The 17,380-nt window shown below is 65.9% G+C and carries 15 protein-coding genes; 4 read left to right on the top strand and 11 right to left on the bottom strand.

Translation table 11 applies throughout. The features are described from left to right. Positions 1–25: 25 nt before the first annotated feature. Entirely contained in the window at positions 26–991 is a 966-nt protein-coding gene (locus B4393_RS25675) for a 5'-3' exonuclease (protein WP_078336532.1), read from the top strand. A gap of 58 nt (positions 992–1,049) precedes the next feature. Here the strand turns inward: B4393_RS25675 and B4393_RS25670 are convergent, their stop codons facing one another. From B4393_RS25670 to pafA, 8 genes are all read right to left on the bottom strand, one after another. Next, positions 1,050–1,760 (bottom strand): DUF4333 domain-containing protein, encoded by a 711-nt coding sequence (locus tag B4393_RS25670; RefSeq protein ID WP_078336531.1) that lies wholly within the window; start codon positions 1,758–1,760, stop codon positions 1,050–1,052. A gap of 90 nt (positions 1,761–1,850) precedes the next feature. Continuing rightward, a complete protein-coding gene (locus tag B4393_RS25665) occupies positions 1,851–4,616 on the bottom strand; it encodes a DEAD/DEAH box helicase (protein WP_078336530.1) in 2,766 nt (921 codons plus the stop codon). Further along, positions 4,613–5,485 carry a twin-arginine translocase subunit TatC gene (gene tatC / locus B4393_RS25660; protein WP_078336529.1) on the bottom strand — a complete coding sequence of 291 codons (873 nt, stop codon included), beginning with the start codon at positions 5,483–5,485 and terminating at the stop codon, positions 4,613–4,615. The genes B4393_RS25665 and tatC overlap by 4 nt, the downstream gene beginning before the upstream one ends. 114 nt (positions 5,486–5,599) lie before the next feature. Continuing rightward, a complete protein-coding gene (gene tatA / locus B4393_RS25655; RefSeq protein WP_191987160.1) occupies positions 5,600–5,866 on the bottom strand; it encodes a Sec-independent protein translocase subunit TatA in 267 nt (88 codons plus the stop codon). A gap of 57 nt (positions 5,867–5,923) precedes the next feature. Next, positions 5,924–6,880 carry a helix-turn-helix transcriptional regulator gene (locus B4393_RS25650; RefSeq protein ID WP_078336527.1) on the bottom strand — a complete coding sequence of 319 codons (957 nt, stop codon included), beginning with the start codon at positions 6,878–6,880 and terminating at the stop codon, positions 5,924–5,926. After that, on the bottom strand, positions 6,877–7,902 hold the full coding sequence (locus tag B4393_RS25645) for a helix-turn-helix transcriptional regulator (RefSeq protein WP_078336526.1): 1,026 nt from the start codon (positions 7,900–7,902) through the stop codon (positions 6,877–6,879). The genes B4393_RS25650 and B4393_RS25645 overlap by 4 nt, the downstream gene beginning before the upstream one ends. An 87-nt stretch (positions 7,903–7,989) precedes the next feature. After that, positions 7,990–8,877 (bottom strand): DUF559 domain-containing protein, encoded by an 888-nt coding sequence (locus B4393_RS25640; RefSeq protein ID WP_078336557.1) that lies wholly within the window; start codon positions 8,875–8,877, stop codon positions 7,990–7,992. Between the two features lie 123 nt (positions 8,878–9,000). After that, positions 9,001–10,359, bottom strand: a complete 1,359-nt coding sequence (gene pafA / locus B4393_RS25635) for a Pup--protein ligase (RefSeq protein WP_109420644.1) — start codon at positions 10,357–10,359, stop codon at positions 9,001–9,003. Between the two features lie 166 nt (positions 10,360–10,525). Between pafA and B4393_RS25630 the strand changes: the two genes are divergently transcribed. The 3 genes from B4393_RS25630 to B4393_RS25620 all read left to right on the top strand — a co-directional run bounded on the left by B4393_RS25630 (position 10,526) and on the right by B4393_RS25620 (position 14,640). Next, positions 10,526–11,770 (top strand): glycosyltransferase, encoded by a 1,245-nt coding sequence (locus B4393_RS25630; protein WP_070937096.1) that lies wholly within the window; start codon positions 10,526–10,528, stop codon positions 11,768–11,770. 27 nt (positions 11,771–11,797) lie between these two features. After that, positions 11,798–13,273 (top strand): amidase, encoded by a 1,476-nt coding sequence (locus tag B4393_RS25625; RefSeq protein ID WP_078336525.1) that lies wholly within the window; start codon positions 11,798–11,800, stop codon positions 13,271–13,273. 140 nt (positions 13,274–13,413) lie between these two features. Continuing rightward, a complete protein-coding gene (locus B4393_RS25620) occupies positions 13,414–14,640 on the top strand; it encodes an ankyrin repeat domain-containing protein (RefSeq protein WP_078336524.1) in 1,227 nt (408 codons plus the stop codon). Here the strand turns inward: B4393_RS25620 and B4393_RS25615 are convergent. From B4393_RS25615 to B4393_RS25605, 3 genes are read right to left on the bottom strand one after another with little or no spacing between them, the layout of a single operon-like run. After that, positions 14,637–15,446 (bottom strand): ABC transporter ATP-binding protein, encoded by an 810-nt coding sequence (locus tag B4393_RS25615; protein WP_078336523.1) that lies wholly within the window; start codon positions 15,444–15,446, stop codon positions 14,637–14,639. The genes B4393_RS25620 and B4393_RS25615 overlap by 4 nt on opposite strands. Further along, on the bottom strand, positions 15,430–16,458 hold the full coding sequence (locus B4393_RS25610) for a taurine ABC transporter substrate-binding protein (RefSeq protein WP_078336522.1): 1,029 nt from the start codon (positions 16,456–16,458) through the stop codon (positions 15,430–15,432). The genes B4393_RS25615 and B4393_RS25610 overlap by 17 nt, the downstream gene beginning before the upstream one ends. Beyond that, a complete protein-coding gene (locus B4393_RS25605) occupies positions 16,455–17,312 on the bottom strand; it encodes an ABC transporter permease (protein WP_078336521.1) in 858 nt (285 codons plus the stop codon). The genes B4393_RS25610 and B4393_RS25605 overlap by 4 nt, the downstream gene beginning before the upstream one ends. Positions 17,313–17,380: the final 68 nt, after the last annotated feature.

Below are 17,380 nucleotides of genomic sequence, written 5' to 3'. Positions count from 1 at the left end.
GGCTATCTGGCATAGGTTGAGAGCCGTGTCAGAAGACCTTTCGAGACCCGTCCTACTACTCGACGGCGCCAGTCTGTGGTTCCGTTCCTACTTCGGGGTTCCCGATTCCATCAAGGCACCCGACGGCAGACCCGTCAACGCAGTCCGCGGATTCCTCGACACGATGTCACAGCTCATCACCCTGCATCAGCCACATCGGCTTGCGGTGTGCCTCGACCTGGATTGGCGTCCCGCGTGGCGGGTAGCGGCAATTCCGTCGTACAAGGCGCACCGGGTGGTCTCCGAGGAGCCCAACGGTGTCGTGGACGTCGAAGAAGTGCCCGATGAGCTCACACCCCAGGTCGACATGATCGCCGCCATGCTGGATGCGTTCGGTATCGCATCGGCCGGCGCACCCGGCTTCGAGGCCGACGACGTGCTGGGTACTTTGGCCGCGACCGAGCGCCGCGACCCCGTCATCGTGGTCAGTGGCGATCGTGACCTGCTGCAGGTCGTCACCGACGACCCGGTACGCGTCCGCGTCTTCTATATGGGACGGGGATTCGCCAAGGCCACATTGTTCGGCCCCAGCGAAGTATCCGAGCAGTACGGTGTGCCCGTGGACCGTGCCGGCGCGGCGTACGCGGAACTGGCCTTGCTGCGCGGCGACCCGTCCGACGGTCTGCCCGGTGTCGCGGGTGTGGGCGAGAAGACGGCAGCCAAACTCCTCGCCGAGTACGGGTCGCTGACCGGTGTTCTCGCCGCGGCCGATGACCCGAAATCGGGGCTGGCCAAGGCGGTTCGCGCCAAGCTGCAGGCGGCAACCGACTACATCGCCGCCGCCGAGCCGGTGGTGCGGGTAGCAGTGGATTCGCCGGTGACCCTCGATCGCGACAGTGACGCGTTGCCGCTGATCGCGCGCGATCCGCAGCGGGTCGCCGAGCTGGGTGCCGAACTGGGTATCGGGTCGGCAATCATCCGCCTGCAGAAGGCGCTCGACGGGCTGACCTAGGGACACAAAAAACGCCGAGTGTGCGAATCTGCACACTCGGCGTCCTTGCGAGAACCGATTACTTGGGGCGGCCTACCTCATAGGTGCCCTTGTCGTTCTGGAACGTCACGGTGACCTGGCGCTTGGTGCCGTCGATGCTGACATCGCAGGTGAAGGTGCCGCCCTTCTTCACCTCCGGGTTATTGCCGTCATTGCACTTGACGTCCTTGACGTTCTTGGCGCCGTACCCGTTGGTCTCGTCGGTCAGAACCTTCGTCACGCCGTCTTGCGCCTTGGCGACATCCAGGGTCGTGGTCATGGCCCATCCGGGAAACAGGAACGCGGTGACCAGCACCACGATCAGAATCACCGCGGCCGCGACAATGCCGCCGATGATCGCGATGGTCTTGGTGGACCGCTGCGGTTTACCGGCACCGAACTGCGGGAACGGCTGTCCCTGCTGCTGTCCGTACTGGCCCGGGTATGCACCCTGCTGTCCGTACTGTCCCTGTTGGCTGTAGGCACCGGGCTGCCCGAACTGACTCGGCTCGCCGAATCCCTGCTGACTGGGCTGCTGGCCGAACTGGCTCGGATCCCCAAAACCGCCGCCCGGGAAACCCGGCTGCTGGTACTGCGGATACTGCTGTCCCTGACCGTAGGCCGGCTGCTGCCAGCCCTGCTCACCCTGCTGCGCCGGATCTGAGGATTGCGGTGTCTGCCAGGGCTCTTGGCCTTGCCCAGGTTGCGGCGCCCACTGTCCGCCGGGTTCCGTTCCCTGTGGACCGCTCATCGTTCCTCCCGTGTCGCGACCTTGTTACTTACCGGTGTGTGTTACCGATGTGAAAGCGTGCTGACGCTCCACCTTAGCGTTTGCTCGACCTTATGTGCCATCAACGGCAACGACGCCACGCCGCACGTCGCCGACCGCGGCCTTCGCTGCTGAACGCACATCGGGGTCCGGTGCTGCCTTGTGAATCTGGTCCAGTAGATCCACCACTTGCCGACACCAGCGTACGAAATCGCCTGCCGGCAGCGCGGTACCTGCGTCGCCGGCAGCCTCCAGCGACGCTGCCAAATCTCCCGTGGTCGCCCACCGGTAGACCGCCGCGACGAAGCCTTCGTCGATCTCGCGTGTGGGTGCGAGATGGTGCTGCTGTTCGTCGCGGCGCAACCGCGCCAGCGCCCGATGGGTCTCGGCGAGAGCCCCGCGCAACGCGGCCGTCGGCGCCTCTCCGGTCACCGAAACCGTGTCACCGCGCGACTCGTACAAGACCGCCGATGCCACCGCCGCCAGCTCCGCCGGCTTCAGCCCCGCCCACATTCCGCGCCGCAGACACTCGGCCACCAGCAGGTCACTCTCGCTGTAAATGCGGGCCAACAACATGCCGTCCTCGGTGACCTTCATACCGAGCTCGGAACTGTCCTCGACATAGCCGCGTTCGGTGAGCAACGCCAGAATGCGGTCGAAGGTCCGCGCGAGCGAATTGGTCGCCGCCGCCACCTTCTTCTGCAATTGGGTGTTATCGCGTTCGATGCGCAGATAGCGCTCGCCGATACGCGCCAATTCCTCGCGCTTGGGAGCGTGATGCACTGAGTGTTCCCGAATATCGCGCCGCAGCCGTTCCACATCGGCGTCGGCGTCTCCATGAGAACCATCCGCGCGCCGCTTACCCGACGCCGGCCTGCGGACCCGACCCTCATCGAGTGCCGATCGCAAAGCCGATGCCACATCACGGCGCACCTTGGGCTGACGATGTTCGACGCGCTTGGGCAGCGTGATGGATCCGAGCGGTTCCGCACTTCCCGAATAGTCCGCCGAGGAAATCCTTCCGGCCCAACGATGTTCGGTCAGCACCAACGGACGCGGATCGTCGTCGTCGTTGGCGGGCTCCAACACCACGGCCACACCGTTGCGCCGGCCATGCGGGATCGCGATGACGTCGCCACGCTTGAGGGCGGCCAGGGCATCGTTGGCGGCCCCGCGACGTTCGAGTCGGGAGGCACGTGCGGCGGCACGCTCACGTTCGGCGAGGCTGGCACGCAGCCGGACATACTGCAGGACCGAACCATCATGTCCGTCAAGCTCGGCCGCGATCTCATCGAGCATCTTCTGACCGCGCTCGATGCCGCGCACCAGGCCCACCACGGAGCGATCGGCTTGGTATTGCGCGAAAGACCGCTCCAGCAGTTCGCGCGCCGGGTCCGGCCCCATGCGGTGCACCAGATTGATCGTCATGTTGTACGACGGCGCGAAGGAACTGCGCAGCGGGAAGGTACGCGTGGACGCCAGACCGGCGATCTCAGTGGGCTCCACATCGGGCGTCCACAGCACGACGGCATGTCCCTCGACGTCGATTCCGCGGCGGCCCGCACGTCCCGTCAGCTGGGTGTACTCCCCCGGAGTCAACGCGGCATGCTGCTCCCCATTGAACTTGACCAACCGCTCCAGCACCACCGTGCGCGCGGGCATGTTGATTCCCAATGCCAGTGTCTCGGTGGCGAATACCGCCTTCACCAGTCCCTTGGTGAACAGCTCCTCAACGGTTTGCCGGAAAACCGGCAGCATGCCCGCGTGGTGTGCGGCGATACCGCGCAGCAGCCCCTCCCGCCACTGCCAGTACCCGAGTACATCCAGATCGCCCTCGGGCAGACCTTCGGTGCGGCGGTCGACGATGGCGACGATCTCGCGCCGCTCCTCTTCGGTGGTAAGCCGCAACCGGGACCGAAGGCATTGCGCCACAGCGCCATCACACCCGGCCCGCGAGAAGATGAAGGTGATCGCCGGGAGCAGGCCGTCCTCGTCGAGCCGCGCGATGACCTCGGGCCGCGACGGCGGACGGTAGAGGGTGGGCGGACGCCCACCGCGATCGTGTGGCCCCCGGCGGCGTGGGCGGTCCAAGTCGGCGAAGCGATCGGCCTGGCGACGCTGGGCGATGTAGCGCGTGAGCTCCGGATCCACCTGAAACTGGTGACCGGCCCCTCCCGATGCTCTTCGCCCGAGGGGCTCATCGCCCTCGAACAGGTCGAACAGCCGCCGCCCGACGATGACGTGCTGCCACAACGGAACCGGTCTGGTTTCGTCGACCACCACGGTGGTGTCCCCGCGGACCGTCTTGATCCAGCCGCCGAATTCCTCGGCGTTGCTCACCGTGGCGGACAAGCTGGCCAGCGCGACCTCCTCGGGCAGATGCAGGATGACTTCTTCCCACACCGCACCGCGGAACCGATCCGCCAGGAAGTGCACCTCGTCCATCACCACATAGGAAAGACCGTGCAGCGCGGGTGAATCCGCGTACAGCATGTTGCGCAGGACCTCGGTGGTCATCACCACCACCGGAGCGTCGGAGTTGATCGACGAGTCTCCGGTGAGCAGGCCGACCTTGTCCGGTCCGTATACCGACACCAGGTCGTTGTGCTTCTGGTTGCTCAGCGCCTTGATGGGTGTCGTGTAGAAGCATTTGCGCCCGGCGGCCAGGGCCAGGTGCACCGCGAATTCTCCGACGATGGTCTTGCCCGCACCGGTGGGCGCGCAGACCAGCACGCCGTGCCCGTTCTCCAGCGCGGTACAGGCGCGCACCTGGAACGGATCGAGAGCAAAACTCAGCCCCTGGGAAAACGCACTAAGTTCGGTTCCGATGCTGGTCACTTGCCCATGTTGTCAAACCGCTCGGGGGGACCGATCGGTTCGGGCGCGCCGATGGCCTCGGGCGCGTCCAATGCGGACGCCTCGTCATCGCTGAGCTGCTGCGCAGCCTCCCGCTTGGCCTTCCGTCTGTCGTGCACCCGGGACACCTGAATGGAGAATTCCAGCAAGAGTGTCAACGCAAGCCCCAGTGCCGTCATCGAGAACGGGTCGGACCCCGGTGTCGCGAAGGCCGCGAAGACGAACAGGCCGAAGATCATGCCGCGGCGCCAGTTCTTGAGCTTGGCGTAGGACACGATCCCGACAAAGTTCAGCATCACGAGCAGCAGCGGAAACTCGAAACTGACACCGAACACCAGCAACAGGTTGATCAGGAAGCTGAAGTACTCGTCACCCTTGAGCCCCGTGACCTGAACATCACTGCCCACCGTCAGCAGGAAGTGCAGGGCCTTGGCCAGCACCAGGTAAGCCAGCAGGGCCCCGGCGATGAACAGCACCGCCGCCGCGGTCACGAAGATGACCGCGAACTTGCGTTCGTTGCGATACAGGCCCGGGGTGATGAACCGCCAGATCTGGTACAGCCACACCGGGCAGGCCAGCACCACGCCGGCGGTCAGTCCGACCTTGAGGCGCAGCATGAACTGCTCAAAAGGTGCCGTGGCCAAAAGTCGACAGGCGCCGTCCGCACTGAGATTGGCGCGGGCACTGGCCGGCAGTGAGCAATATGGTTCGCGCAGCCACCCGCCGAGACTCTCGACACCGAACATCGCGTGCTCGTACCAGACAAACCCGATGATCGTGGTGAGCAGCACCGCCGCTACGGAGATCAGCAGACGCGTGCGCAGTTCCTGCAGATGCTCGACGAGCGACATGGTGCCGTCGGCATTTTTGGGTTGTCGAGGACGTCCAGGCAGCCGAAGAGCACCCAGAACCTTATTCATCAACGTATGACCTGTCCGGCCGGCCTGATCCGCGTCGAGACGCGGCTAGGCAGTGGGCTTGTGACCGGGAGTCGACTCGATGGGCGGCGCTTCCACCGCGACAGCGGGAGGCACTTGCTGCTGCTCCACGGCTTGTGGGGCGTCGGACGCCCGTGCCGTGTTTCCTTCGTTCTGCAGTTCCTTGACTTCCGATTTGAAGATCCGCAGCGACTTACCCAGCGAACGCGCAAGGTCTGGCAGCTTCTTAGCTCCGAAGAGCAGCGCGAATACGACGATAACGATTACCCAGTGCATGGGTTGTAGACCGCCCAATGTGGTCACCTCCAGACGTCGTGTATGCCCTGAATGCTACCCCAGGACCCGTGACGGTCAGCTGGCCTGATACGCCGCCAGCGCCGTCGACGCGTCAGTGCGCACCCTCCGCGCCAACGACTCCGGTGCCAGCACACGAATTGCCGATCCGAAACCGAGGATCAATCGGGCCATCCAGTCCTCGGACGCGTAGGTCATGGCGGCCTCCACCGATCCATCGGCATGCTGAGTCCCGGTCGGGCGCATCGGGAAGTAGTCGAAAACCCAGGACGCACTCGGACCGACGATCACCGTCGCCGCCGGCAACGAGGGATCTGCCTCGAACAGACCGGTGTCGGTGGCGGTCTGAACCGCGGGCGCGGGCGGCGCCGCGCGCTGGTCGAGAGCCTCTGCCTGTTCGATCCGGTCGAACCGGAACAACCGCACCCCCTCGGACGCACGGCACCAGGCCTCCAGGTAGCTGTGATCCCCCACCACCGCGATACGAATGGGGTCGACAATGCGCTCCGACAACGCATCTCGCGATGCCGAGTAGTACTCGATGCGCAGCGCCTGCCTCTTACGCACCGCCGAGCGCACCGCGGTCACCGCTTCGGACTCGGCGGTGGCGGGAAGCTGCGCGGGTGCGCCGTCGGTGGGGGCCGCACCCACGGCGTCCTCGATCTTGGCGATCGCACTGCGCGCGGCCTCCGGGTCGACGGTGCCGGGCATGTCCAGCAGTGCGCGCAGTGCGACCAGCAGTGCCGTCGCCTCGGGTGAGGTGAGGCGCAGCGGACGGTCGATGCCTGCGGAGAAAGTGACCTCGATGCTTTCCTCGGAGAAGGAGAGATCGATCAGATCGCCGGGCCCATACCCGGGGAGACCACACATCCACAGCTGGTTCAGATCGGCCATCAGCTGTTTGGTGGTCACCCCGAGGTCAGCGGCGGCCTCTGCGGCACTGATACCGGCGTTGGCCTGGAAATACGGGACCATGTTCAGCAGCCGGGTCAGCCGGTTCGACAACTCGGTCATGCCGTCACTCCATTGGATCCTCTTCGCGCAAGCGGCTCATCCGCCGCGTGCTCCCGCAGACGGGCGATGACCTCATCACGTACCTGTACCGGTTCCAGTGCCACCGCGTCGGCGCCATGGGAGGCGATCGAGCGGACCAGCCGGTCCGGTGAGGCAACCTCGATCTCGACGATGTCCCCGTCGCGTTCCCCTAAACGCCGCGATTCGACGACGGCACCCATCCGGCGCAGCTCCTGGGCACGCCCCTCGGCGATCCACACCCGTGCGGTGATCCGCACCGGCCCGTCGCCGACGGCCCTGGCCACGATGGCACGCAGGTCGGCATCGTCGGGACGACGCACCGTCCCGGGTTTATCGAGCTTCGTCACGTCGTCCCCGATGCGAGACAGCCGAAAGGTGCGGGTGGCGTCGCGGTCTCGATCGTGTCCGACGAGATACCAGCGGCCACGATCGGTGACCACGCCCCATGGCTCCACGGTGCGCATGACATACGGCTCGGTACGCGAAGGCCGGTGCCCGAACTGCACCGCCTGACCGGAATCGATGGCGGACAGCAGAATTCGCAGCACAGATTCCGATCCGCGTCCGCCCGGCATGGCGGCCGGCGCTGCCACCGAAACGTTCTCGGCGGCCGGGTCGACGTCCACACCGGCGGCGCGCAGCTTCATCAGCGCGCCCTGCGCGGCGGTGACCAGCTCGGGTGACTGCCACAGCTGGGTGGCCACTGCCACGGCCGCGGACTCGTCCGCGGTGAGGGTGATGTCGGGCAGCCCGTAGGCGTCGCGCCGGATGCGGTAGCCCTCGGTGGCATCGAAGGAGGACACCTTCCCCGTCTCCAGCGGGATGCCCAGGTCACGCAGCTCGTTCTTATCGCGCTCGAACATCCGGCTGAAGGCCTCGTCGCTCGGCGAGTCCGAGTAACCGGCCACCGACGTGCGGATTCGTTCGGCGGTGACGTAGGTGCGGGTGGACAGCAGGCAGATCACCAGGTTCATCAACCGCTCGACTTTGGAGATCGCCACGGCGGAAAGCTTAGAGGACGGTGGGGTGTTTCCTGCCAGCACTTTAGGGGGTGTTGCGAAAGTTTGTTCGATGCTTCGAGATCCGCGTTATGCAGCGAAAGGCCGCGTGGGTCGCCGCATTTTGTCGATCTCGATTCGGCAGCCCCGGCTGCGCAGCGCCGCCGCCACCCGCGCGATCCACGCGTCGGGCGATTCCTCGGCGATCACGCGGATGACAATCCAGCCGCGCTCCTCGAGCATTCGTAGCCGCGCCAGGTCCCTGACGTATTGGCGGCGATCCTTGCGGTGGTGGTCGCCGTCGTATTCGACGGCCACGCGATATCGCGGCCAGCCAATGTCCAGGAACGCGACGGGCGTGTATCCGTCGAGCACCGGAACCTGGGTCCGGGCACGAGGCAGCCCGGCATCGTGCAACTCGAGACGGATCAGGCTCTCTCGGGGAGATTGGGCGCCGGCATCGATCAATGGCAGCAGTTCTCGCAGTTGCCGCACGCCGCGCACCTTCGGATAGCGGTCGGCGAGCACATTCACGGCGTCACACGCGAAAACCTGGTTTCGCATCAGCGCATCCAGGCACCCGAGGGCACGGGCACGGGGCTGGTAGCGGCCCAGGTCGAAGGCGGTGCGCACCCGGTTCGTCACCGGCAGCCCCGATATCCGGGTGATCTCGTCGGCGTCGATGCGCTCATTCCTGGTGATCAATCCGTCCTGCGGCCGCGATGTCACGCCGACCAATTCGATGGGCACATCGTGATCGACCCACCCGGCGCCGTGCAGGGCCGAGGCCGCCAGCCCTGCGATCGCGCCCTTTCGTCCGGTCGCCAGCCATGCCGCCACAGTCCGGTCCCGCAGGGTCACCTCCGCAGATTTTGGAACGTAGACACCGCGAAAAATGGGCCGGTAAAAGCGCCGGAGCTCGTGGCGGCTGAACCGACCTGTCGACACCGCCTCGCTACCGATGAACACCTCTGCCATGCGTGCATGCTGCACGGCCTCACCGACAGTCATCGAGATCGACGTTTTGCCGCGAAAGTACGAGTAGACGCCGACAAAAAGCAGATCTCGACAAAGCCGAAAAACGCCGCGGGAAAGCGGCCGCTACATGCTGGCGATGAGGCGTTCCACCCGCTCGTCGACGGACCGGAACGGGTCCTTGCACAGCACCGTGCGCTGCGCCTGGTCGTTGAGCTTGAGGTGCACCCAGTCGACCGTGAAATCACGGCCGGCCTCCTGGGCCGCGGTGATGAAGTCACCACGCAGCTTGGCGCGAGTGGTCTGCGGGGGCTGGTCGACGGCGGCCTTGATCTCCTCGTCGGTGGTGACCCGGGCAGCCAGACCCTTGCGCTGCAGCAGATCGAACACCCCCCGGCCGCGCTTGATGTCGTGATAGGCCAAGTCCAGTTGGGCGATCTTCGGGTCGGACAGCTCCATGTTGTAGCGGTCCTGGTAGCGCTGGAACAGCTTGCGCTTGATCACCCAGTCGATCTCGGTGTCCACCTTCGAGAAATCTTGGCTCTCAACGGCATCGAGCGTGCGGCCCCACAGCTCGACGACCTGCTCGACCTGTTCGTTGGGTTCGCGGGTGTTCAGGTGCTCGACGGCGCGCGCGTGGTACTCGCGCTGAATGTCCAGCGCGCTGGCCTGACGCCCCCCGGCAAGCCGGACGGGGCGACGCCCGGTGAGGTCGTGACTGACCTCGCGGATCGCCCGGATCGGGTTGTCCAAGGAGAAGTCACGGAACGCGACGCCACTTTCGATCATCTCCAACACCAGCGCCGCGGTGCCCACCTTGAGCATGGTGGTCGCCTCGGACATGTTGGAGTCGCCGACGATGACGTGCAGACGCCGGTACTTCTCGGCATCGGCATGCGGTTCGTCGCGGGTGTTGATGATGGGACGGCTGCGGGTGGTTGCCGAGGAGACGCCCTCCCAAATATGTTCGGCGCGTTGCGATAAGCAGAAGGTCGCCGCTTTGGGGGTTTGCAGCACTTTGCCCGCGCCACAGATCAGCTGGCGGGTGACCAGGAAGGGCAGCAGCACATCGGAGATCCGGGAGAACTCCCCCGCCCGCACGATGAGGTAGTTCTCGTGGCAGCCGTACGAGTTGCCGGCGGAGTCGGTGTTGTTCTTGAACAGATAGATGTCGCCGCCAATGCCCTCGTCGGACAGGCGCTGCTCGGCATCGATGAGCAGATCCTCCAGGACGCGCTCGCCGGCGCGGTCGTGGGTGACCAGCTGCACCAGACTGTCGCATTCGGCGGTGGCGTACTCCGGATGGCTGCCCACGTCGAGGTAGAGCCGGGCGCCGTTACGCAGGAAGACGTTGGAACTGCGGCCCCAGGACACCACGCGGCGGAACAGGTAACGCGCGACCTCATCCGGGCTCAGTCGTCGGTGGCCATGGAATGTGCACGTAACGCCGAACTCCGTCTCGATACCCATAATTCGACGTTGCACAGCATCGAGCCTACTTGGTGAGGCCACCGGCAGCGGGGAGGCTGGGCATTCTCGACACCTTCTGTCTGGGTATCTCAGCAGCATCAGCGGCGATCCGATACGGTTCGGGACGGGTTGGGCCCGGGTTTCCGCATGCCGTACTGGCACACAACGACAGGTTTCGACGATGCATATAGCGCTGTTCACCGATCTTCACCCCGAGAGCCTGGGTGGCGCGCAGATCTCGGTGGCCCGGCAGCGTCACGGCCTGGAGCGGCTGGGACACAAGGTGACGGTGTTCACCGCACCCCTGGCGCATACCGTCGATCCCGACCCGAATGTCGTGGAGGTCAAGCCGGTGCCCTTCGTCGCCGAGGCCATGCGCAAGCTCGGCAAGCACGACGACTTCACCTTCGTGTGGCCGGGCGCCGCGAACCGGGAGCTGATCGATCGGGAACTGCGTGCGCGCGGACCCATCGACATCATCCACAGCCAGGGCGACCTGGGCGTCTGCATTGCCGGCGTGGAGGCCGCGCGCCGCAACGGCATCCCGGTGGTCCAGACCAAGCACACCCGCTATGACGTGTATTTCGAGAAGGCCAGCCCCAACCCCCTGCTGCTGGCCTGGATCTTCAGCCAGATGCAGGAGCGTCACCTGCCCAAGGATTTCCACCTGACGACGGTGCAGGAATCCGCCGCGTCGCGGCGGGCGTGGCAGCTGATGATGGCGCAGGCGCAGGCGGTGGACCACGAGATCACCCCGACGACGCATTTCGCGCAGGCTCTCACCGATCGCGGTCTGCGTCGGCCCATTTCCGTGGTGTCGAACGGTGTCGACGACGAACTCGTCGACATCGCCCGGGAAGCCGCGGACGACAAGCCCACCGATGACGAGCCGCTGCGGCTCATCTGGTGCGGGCGCCTGTCCCCCGAAAAGCGGGTGCTGGAGGCCGTGAAGGCGGCCACGCAGGTCAAGAACTGCGTCATGGACATCTACGGTGACGGGCACCTCGAAGGCGCCATCAAGAAGTACGTGGATTCACACGGAGCCTCCAACCGGATCCGGCTGCGTGGCCGGGTCAGCCAGGACAGCTGCCTGGCAGCGATGGGAGCCAGCAGTGCGCTGCTGTTCACCTCATACGGTTTCGATACGCAGGGATTGGTTCTGCTGGAGGCGATCTCGATGTCGACTCCGGTGATCTTCTGCGACGAGATCCTGGGTGAATCCGTACCCGAGGGCGGCGGCCTGGTCACCGAGAACGAATCCGTCGAGGCCATCGCGAAGGCCATCCGCGCCCTGGCCGATGACCGCGGCAAGCTGCGGCAGATGACTGAGGTTGTCGCCGCCCATCACGACGAGCCGCGACAGTCGCTACAGACCGAGAAGATCGTCGCCATCTACAACGATGTGTTGAAAAAGGCCAACGCCTGACGCTCTGAGGCCGCATAGGCTGATCCGGTGGATTTCTCCGACTACTCCCGATACGACGCCACCGGCCTGGCCGAGCTGGTCGCCACCAAGCAGGTCACCCCGGCCGAGCTACTCGCCGCCGCACGCGCACGCGCGGTAGAGGTCAACAACAAGGTCAACGCAATCGTCCGAACCATCCCCGAGGCCGACCAGCAGGTCGAGGGCGAGCTGACCGGGCCGTTCGCCGGTGTGCCGTTTCTCATCAAGGATCTCGGCCAGGACTACCAGGGCCACCCGACAGCGGCGGGATGCCGGGCGTTGTCCACGCTCCCCGCCGCGGAGCATTCCACCATCGTGCGGCGCTGGCTCGACGCCGGCCTGGTGATCTTCGGCAAGACCAACACCCCCGAGTTCGGGGCCAAGGGCGTTACCGAGCCGGAACTGTTTGGGGCGAGCCGTAATCCGTGGGACCTGAGCCGCACGCCGGGCGGCTCCTCGGGCGGCTCCGCTGCGGCCGTCGCGGCCGGAATCGTGCCCGTCGCGGGCGCCAGCGATGGCGGTGGGTCGATCCGTATCCCCGCGGGATGCTGCGGTCTGGTCGGGCTCAAGCCCGGTCGCGGTGTTACGCCCATGGGCCCGACCGCCGGTGAACCCATGCACGGCGCGGCGGTCAACGGCACCGTCTCGCGAACCGTCCGCGATACGGCCGCCATGCTCGACATCATCTCCGGACCCGAGCCCACCTCGCCGTATTTGCCGGCGATACCGAAGGACTCGTACGCGTCACAGGTGGGCCGGGATCCCGGGAAGCTCCGGATCGGGGTACGCGTCCCGACCGTCATCACCCCCAACCCCGATCCCGCCGCAGTGGCCGCGGTCGAGGCCGCCGTGCGCCTCCTGACGCATCTGGGCCATGAGGTGATAGAGGTGAGCGCCCCCTATGACGATGGTCAGCTGGCTCGCGACTTCCTGTTGACGTGGTTTGTGCATGCCGCCTACGAGGTGGACCACACCAAGAAGCTGACCGGCGCGGGTGATGAGGGATTCGAGCGCGATACGCTGCTCATCGCGGCACTGGGGCGGACCACCAGCGGGCCCGATTATGTTGCGGCCGTGGAACGCCGGCACGATTACGTGCGCGAGATGGCGACATTCTTCGGCGATTACGACCTGCTGCTCACGCCGACACTCGCCAAGTCTCCGCCGCGTATCGGCGAGTTCAACCTCCCCGCACCGCTGGCCGCCGTGTCAGATCTGCTGCTGCGCACCAAGACCGCCCGCGTGCTCAAATACGCGAACATCGTCGACAGCATGATCAACGACAACCTCGGCTGGGTTCCCTATACCCAGTTGGCGAATCTGACTGGGCGTCCGGCGATTTCCTTGCCGCTGTATCAAACCCCGAAGGGCCTGCCGCTCGGTGTGCAGTTCGTCGCCCCGCTCGGCGGCGAATCCCTGCTCATACGGCTGGCCGCCCAGCTCGAAGCAACCGAACCGTGGGCACACCGGCGCCCGACCCTCTAGCGCAGTAGTGTGGACGCCGGGCGTGCAGGAGCGCCCGGTGTCCGCCCGAAGAGGCTCAGCCTCCCTGCCTTCCTTGAACTGGTTACCAACCTCTTCTCGCCCGGCCTCGCGGAACATCGGGTTCACGAGAGGAGGCCGTCATGGCCAGCACCCTTCCCACCAATCCGTCCCTTGATCGCATTCGCGATGACGCACGTGGACTGCAGCGCGCGGTACACGCCGCGGATCCCGACGCGGTCGACATGGTGCGCCAACACCACCCACGCCCCGATATCGCTGTGACGAGTGGGCGGTTCGCGCTGCACGATGCGCAGCTGACGATGGCCCGCCGGTACGGATTCACCGGCTGGCCGGCACTTGTGCACTATCTGAAGCTGGCGGCCGATCTGAGCACCGATCCGAGCGCGGTGAACGAAACCGACCTCGATTCGGCCGACCGGTTTTGCGCCCTCTCCTCGCTGCGGTACGACCACGACGATGAGCCGCCGCGCTGGCAGGCGGCGGCAGATCTCATCGCCGCGGATCCGACGCTGGTGGACAGGCACGTGTGGGCGGCAGCCACCGCCACCGACCCCGCCGCGATCGCGCGGCACCTGGCCGCGCAACCGACGCTGGCAACGGCCAGTGGCGGTCCGTACCAATGGTTTCCGCTGGTGTACCTGTGCTACAGCCGCGCACCGTTGGGCCGCACCGTCGATGACACGTTGAGCGCCGCCCGCCTGCTCCTGGACGCCGGCGCCGACCCCAACTCGGGATACCTGTGGTGCGGGATGTCCACCCCGTTCACCGCGTTGACGGGGGTGTTCGGCGAGGGAGAGCAGGGACCGGGACGCCAGCCCCGCCACCCGTTCGCCGGGGCGCTGGCCGCCCTGCTGCTGCAGCGCGGTGCCCATCCGGTGGATCAGCAGACCCTCTACAACCGGATGTTCCGCCCCGATGATTCACATCTGAAACTACTGTTCGCCCACGGATTGGCCGATGCCGGCGTGAGTCCCTGGGAGCGCCGCCTCGGCGAGGCCATGGAGACCCGTGAGCAGATGTGGCGCCGGCAGGTCGATTGGGCGGCCGCCCATGGATTCTCCGATCGCCTGGAGCTACTGGCCCGGCACGGAATCGACATCACGGGAGCAACTCTCGTGCCCCACTGCTTCCCCACCGACGTCAACGCCCGCGACGGGGGCGGCGCGACACCGCTGCACGAGGCGGCCTGGGCGGGCGATCTGGCGCTGATCCGCCGATTGCTGGAGGCCGGAGCCGATCCCTCGATCACCGACACCCGCTTCGGGTCGACACCACTGGGGTGGGCAGAGCATGCCTATCAAACCGAGGCCGCCGCGCTGCTGCGGGCGCATCCGCACAAGAGCTAGGCGGCCGCGGCTTTCACCGCTCGGCCCACCTCGGTACGCAGTTCGGCATATTCGGGAGAACGGCGTAGATCATCGGGGTCGATGCCGGTCCTGGGGAGCTCCACCGGGATATCCAATGCCACCTGGCCGGGGCGACGAGTCAGCACCACGATGCGCGACCCGAGAAAGGCGGCTTCGTCCGCGCTGTGTGTGACGAACACGGTGGTGCGACCCGACTCGGCGCTGACCTGACGGACATCTTCCTGCAGACGCTCACGGGTGAGCGCGTCGAGCGCCGCGAACGGCTCATCCAGGAGAAACAGCGGGGTTTCGGCGGCGAGTGCCCGAGCGATTGCCACCCGCTGCTGTTGACCGCCACTGATCTCCCAAATGCGGCGGTCCGCAGTGCCTTCCAATCCGACACGGGCAAGCAATTGGTCTCGACGTTGCGCCCACCGTTCGCGCGGCACCTTCGCATATTTCAGGGCGAGCTCGACGTTGCCTCCCACCGTGCGCCATGGAAACAGCCGTGGCTGCTGGAACACAACCCCTGACGTAATGCCCGGCGTCGGCGCTCCACCGGCCACCCGCACGGCCCCTTCGCTCGGTGATTCGAATCCCGCCAGCAGCCGCAACAGGGTGCTCTTGCCGCATCCGGAGGCCCCCACCAGAACCAGGAAGGTCCCCGGCTCGACGGTCAGGTCCACCGGGCCCAGCGCCGTCGTCCTGGCCGCACCGCTACCGTAACTGTGGGTGACGCCACTGATCCGAATCGATCCGGTATCTCGTTCCTGGACAGCAGTTTTCACATCATCGACCAATGACATCGGGCAAGCCCTTCGTGTAGACAGCATTCTCGAACGTCGAAAGCGGCGCCGCGGCCGGGATCTGTTTCTGATCGGCCAGGAACTGCGAAGCGCTCTGCAGATCGACCGCGATATGTCCTGGCTTACCCTGCTCACCAAGCCATTTCGCCGAGGCGATCTCGGCCGGACTCAGGTAGATCCCCTGCTTGAGCTGATCGGCGACCTCCGGCGGGGTGAGACCATTCTCGGCGCCTATCGACTTGGCGGCCGCGCTCGGATCGTCGTGGATGAGGTTCAGCGCGCGCGCTTGCTGCCTGCGCCACACCTCCACCACCTCGGGATGGGCGTCCGCGAACGCATTGGACACCACCGCGAGGTCCAGGGTTGGCCTGCCGTCGACGGCCAGCTGTCGGCTGGTGATCAGATCTCTGCCGTTCTTACGGACCTGGTCAACCGTGGGTAACCAGGTATAGACGGCATCCACGTCTCCGCGGTCGAACGCGGCCAACGCGGCCTGCGGTTGCAGATCCACGAGCCGAACATCGTTCGCCGACAATCCGTTCTGAGCGAGCGCGGACAGCAGGCTGTAGTGCGCGGTGGAGGCGAACGGAGTTCCGACGCGCCTGCCCTTGAGACCGGCAATCGTGGTTACGCCGCTGCGATTGCTGGCCACCAACGCCTCGTTGTCACCGGCGACGTCAAGGACGAAGGCCACCCGGTACGGAATGTTCAAGGGCGCGGAGAGCCCCCTCGCGAAGGGGCTCGATCCCAGCGCCCCGAAATCGAGTTCCCTGGCGATGAAGGCGGTGTTGATATCGGCGCCCGAGTCGAACCGTGTCCATTTGATGTTGTAGTCGGGCAACGCCGTTTCCAGCCAACGGTTTTGCTTGACCACGAGGTCCCCGCTGGGGAAGTTCTGGTAACCGACCCGAATGGTCGGCTTGCTGCTGTCCAGACCGGAGTGATCGATCGCGCACCCCGACAACGCCGCCATCGCCACCGCGAGCGTGGCCGCGAGGTGGCCCGGCCTCATATCTTCCCCCGCCACGGCACCGCCCGGCGCTCGACAGCGCGCAGGGCGGCGTCGAGCACCAGGCCTGAGATCCCTATCGAGAAGATCCCGACCAGCACCACGGGCGTGTTGTTGTAGTTACTGGCGTCCTTCACCAGGCCACCGATACCGGGAATGCCGTTGAACAGTTCCGCGGCGACCACCGACGAATAAGCCATACCGACCGCGAGCCGCACCCCGGTGAACGTCTCGGGCAGTGCTGCGGGGATCACCACGTCGCGGGTCACCTGCCATCGCGAGGCACCCAGTGCGCGGGCCGCCTCCACCAGGCCCACGGGGGCCGCGACCACCGCTGCCGTGGTGGCGACGGCCGCCGGCGGCAGTGCCGCCAGCGCGAGCAGGGTGATCTTGGGGGCCTCGTCGATACCCAGCCAGATCACCAGCAGGAAGAAATACGCCAGTGGCGGCAGTGTGCGCACGAAAGTCAGCCAGGGTTCCAGGACGCTGCGCACCCACCCGACCGATCCCATCAACAGGCCAAGCAGCACCCCGGCCGTCACACCGATGAGGACGCCGAACAGCAAGCGGCGCAACGTCATATACAGATGTTCGGCCAACAGGTAGCCGCCGTACCCATGCACGCCGTCGTGGTTGGTGGATACCTCGATGAAGGCGTGCCACACGCTGCTCGGATACGGCACAAAGGTTTGGTTCCAGATTCCGCTGGCCGCGGCCAGCTGCCATATTCCGATGAACACGATCACCGACAGCAGCGGCAGGGCGGCGCGGGTCAGGCGGAGGCGCCATTGCGATGGGCGCGAGGCGGCTTCCGGGGCCGGTGACTGGCCGGGGACGACGTCGACAAAAACAGACACTATGCGAAGTACTTTCTGTGGCTAGGCGCTAGGAAACGGCGTCACGCAACAGCAGCAATCAGCGGATA

It is taken from the genome of Mycobacteroides franklinii, from assembly GCF_002013895.1.
In the GTDB taxonomy this organism is placed as follows: domain Bacteria; phylum Actinomycetota; class Actinomycetes; order Mycobacteriales; family Mycobacteriaceae; genus Mycobacterium; species Mycobacterium franklinii.
This window is presented reverse-complemented; position numbering and strand designations above follow the sequence as displayed.

What these genes read in the sequence shown, in the direction of transcription:
- B4393_RS25640 (WP_078336557.1), bottom strand. Translation starts at nt 8,877, where the DNA reads ATGGCAGAGGTGTTCATCGGTAGCGAGGCGGTGTCGACAGGTCGGTTC.
- B4393_RS25650 (WP_078336527.1), bottom strand. Translation starts at nt 6,880, where the DNA reads ATGACCGAGTTGTCGAACCGGCTGACCCGGCTGCTGAACATGGTCCCG.
- B4393_RS25670 (WP_078336531.1), bottom strand. Translation starts at nt 1,760, where the DNA reads ATGAGCGGTCCACAGGGAACGGAACCCGGCGGACAGTGGGCGCCGCAA.
- tatC (WP_078336529.1), bottom strand. Translation starts at nt 5,485, where the DNA reads ATGTCGCTCGTCGAGCATCTGCAGGAACTGCGCACGCGTCTGCTGATC.
- B4393_RS25615 (WP_078336523.1), bottom strand. Translation starts at nt 15,446, where the DNA reads ATGTCATTGGTCGATGATGTGAAAACTGCTGTCCAGGAACGAGATACC.
- B4393_RS25620 (WP_078336524.1), top strand. Translation starts at nt 13,414, where the DNA reads ATGGCCAGCACCCTTCCCACCAATCCGTCCCTTGATCGCATTCGCGAT.
- B4393_RS25610 (WP_078336522.1), bottom strand. Translation starts at nt 16,458, where the DNA reads ATGAGGCCGGGCCACCTCGCGGCCACGCTCGCGGTGGCGATGGCGGCG.
- B4393_RS25630 (WP_070937096.1), top strand. Translation starts at nt 10,526, where the DNA reads ATGCATATAGCGCTGTTCACCGATCTTCACCCCGAGAGCCTGGGTGGC.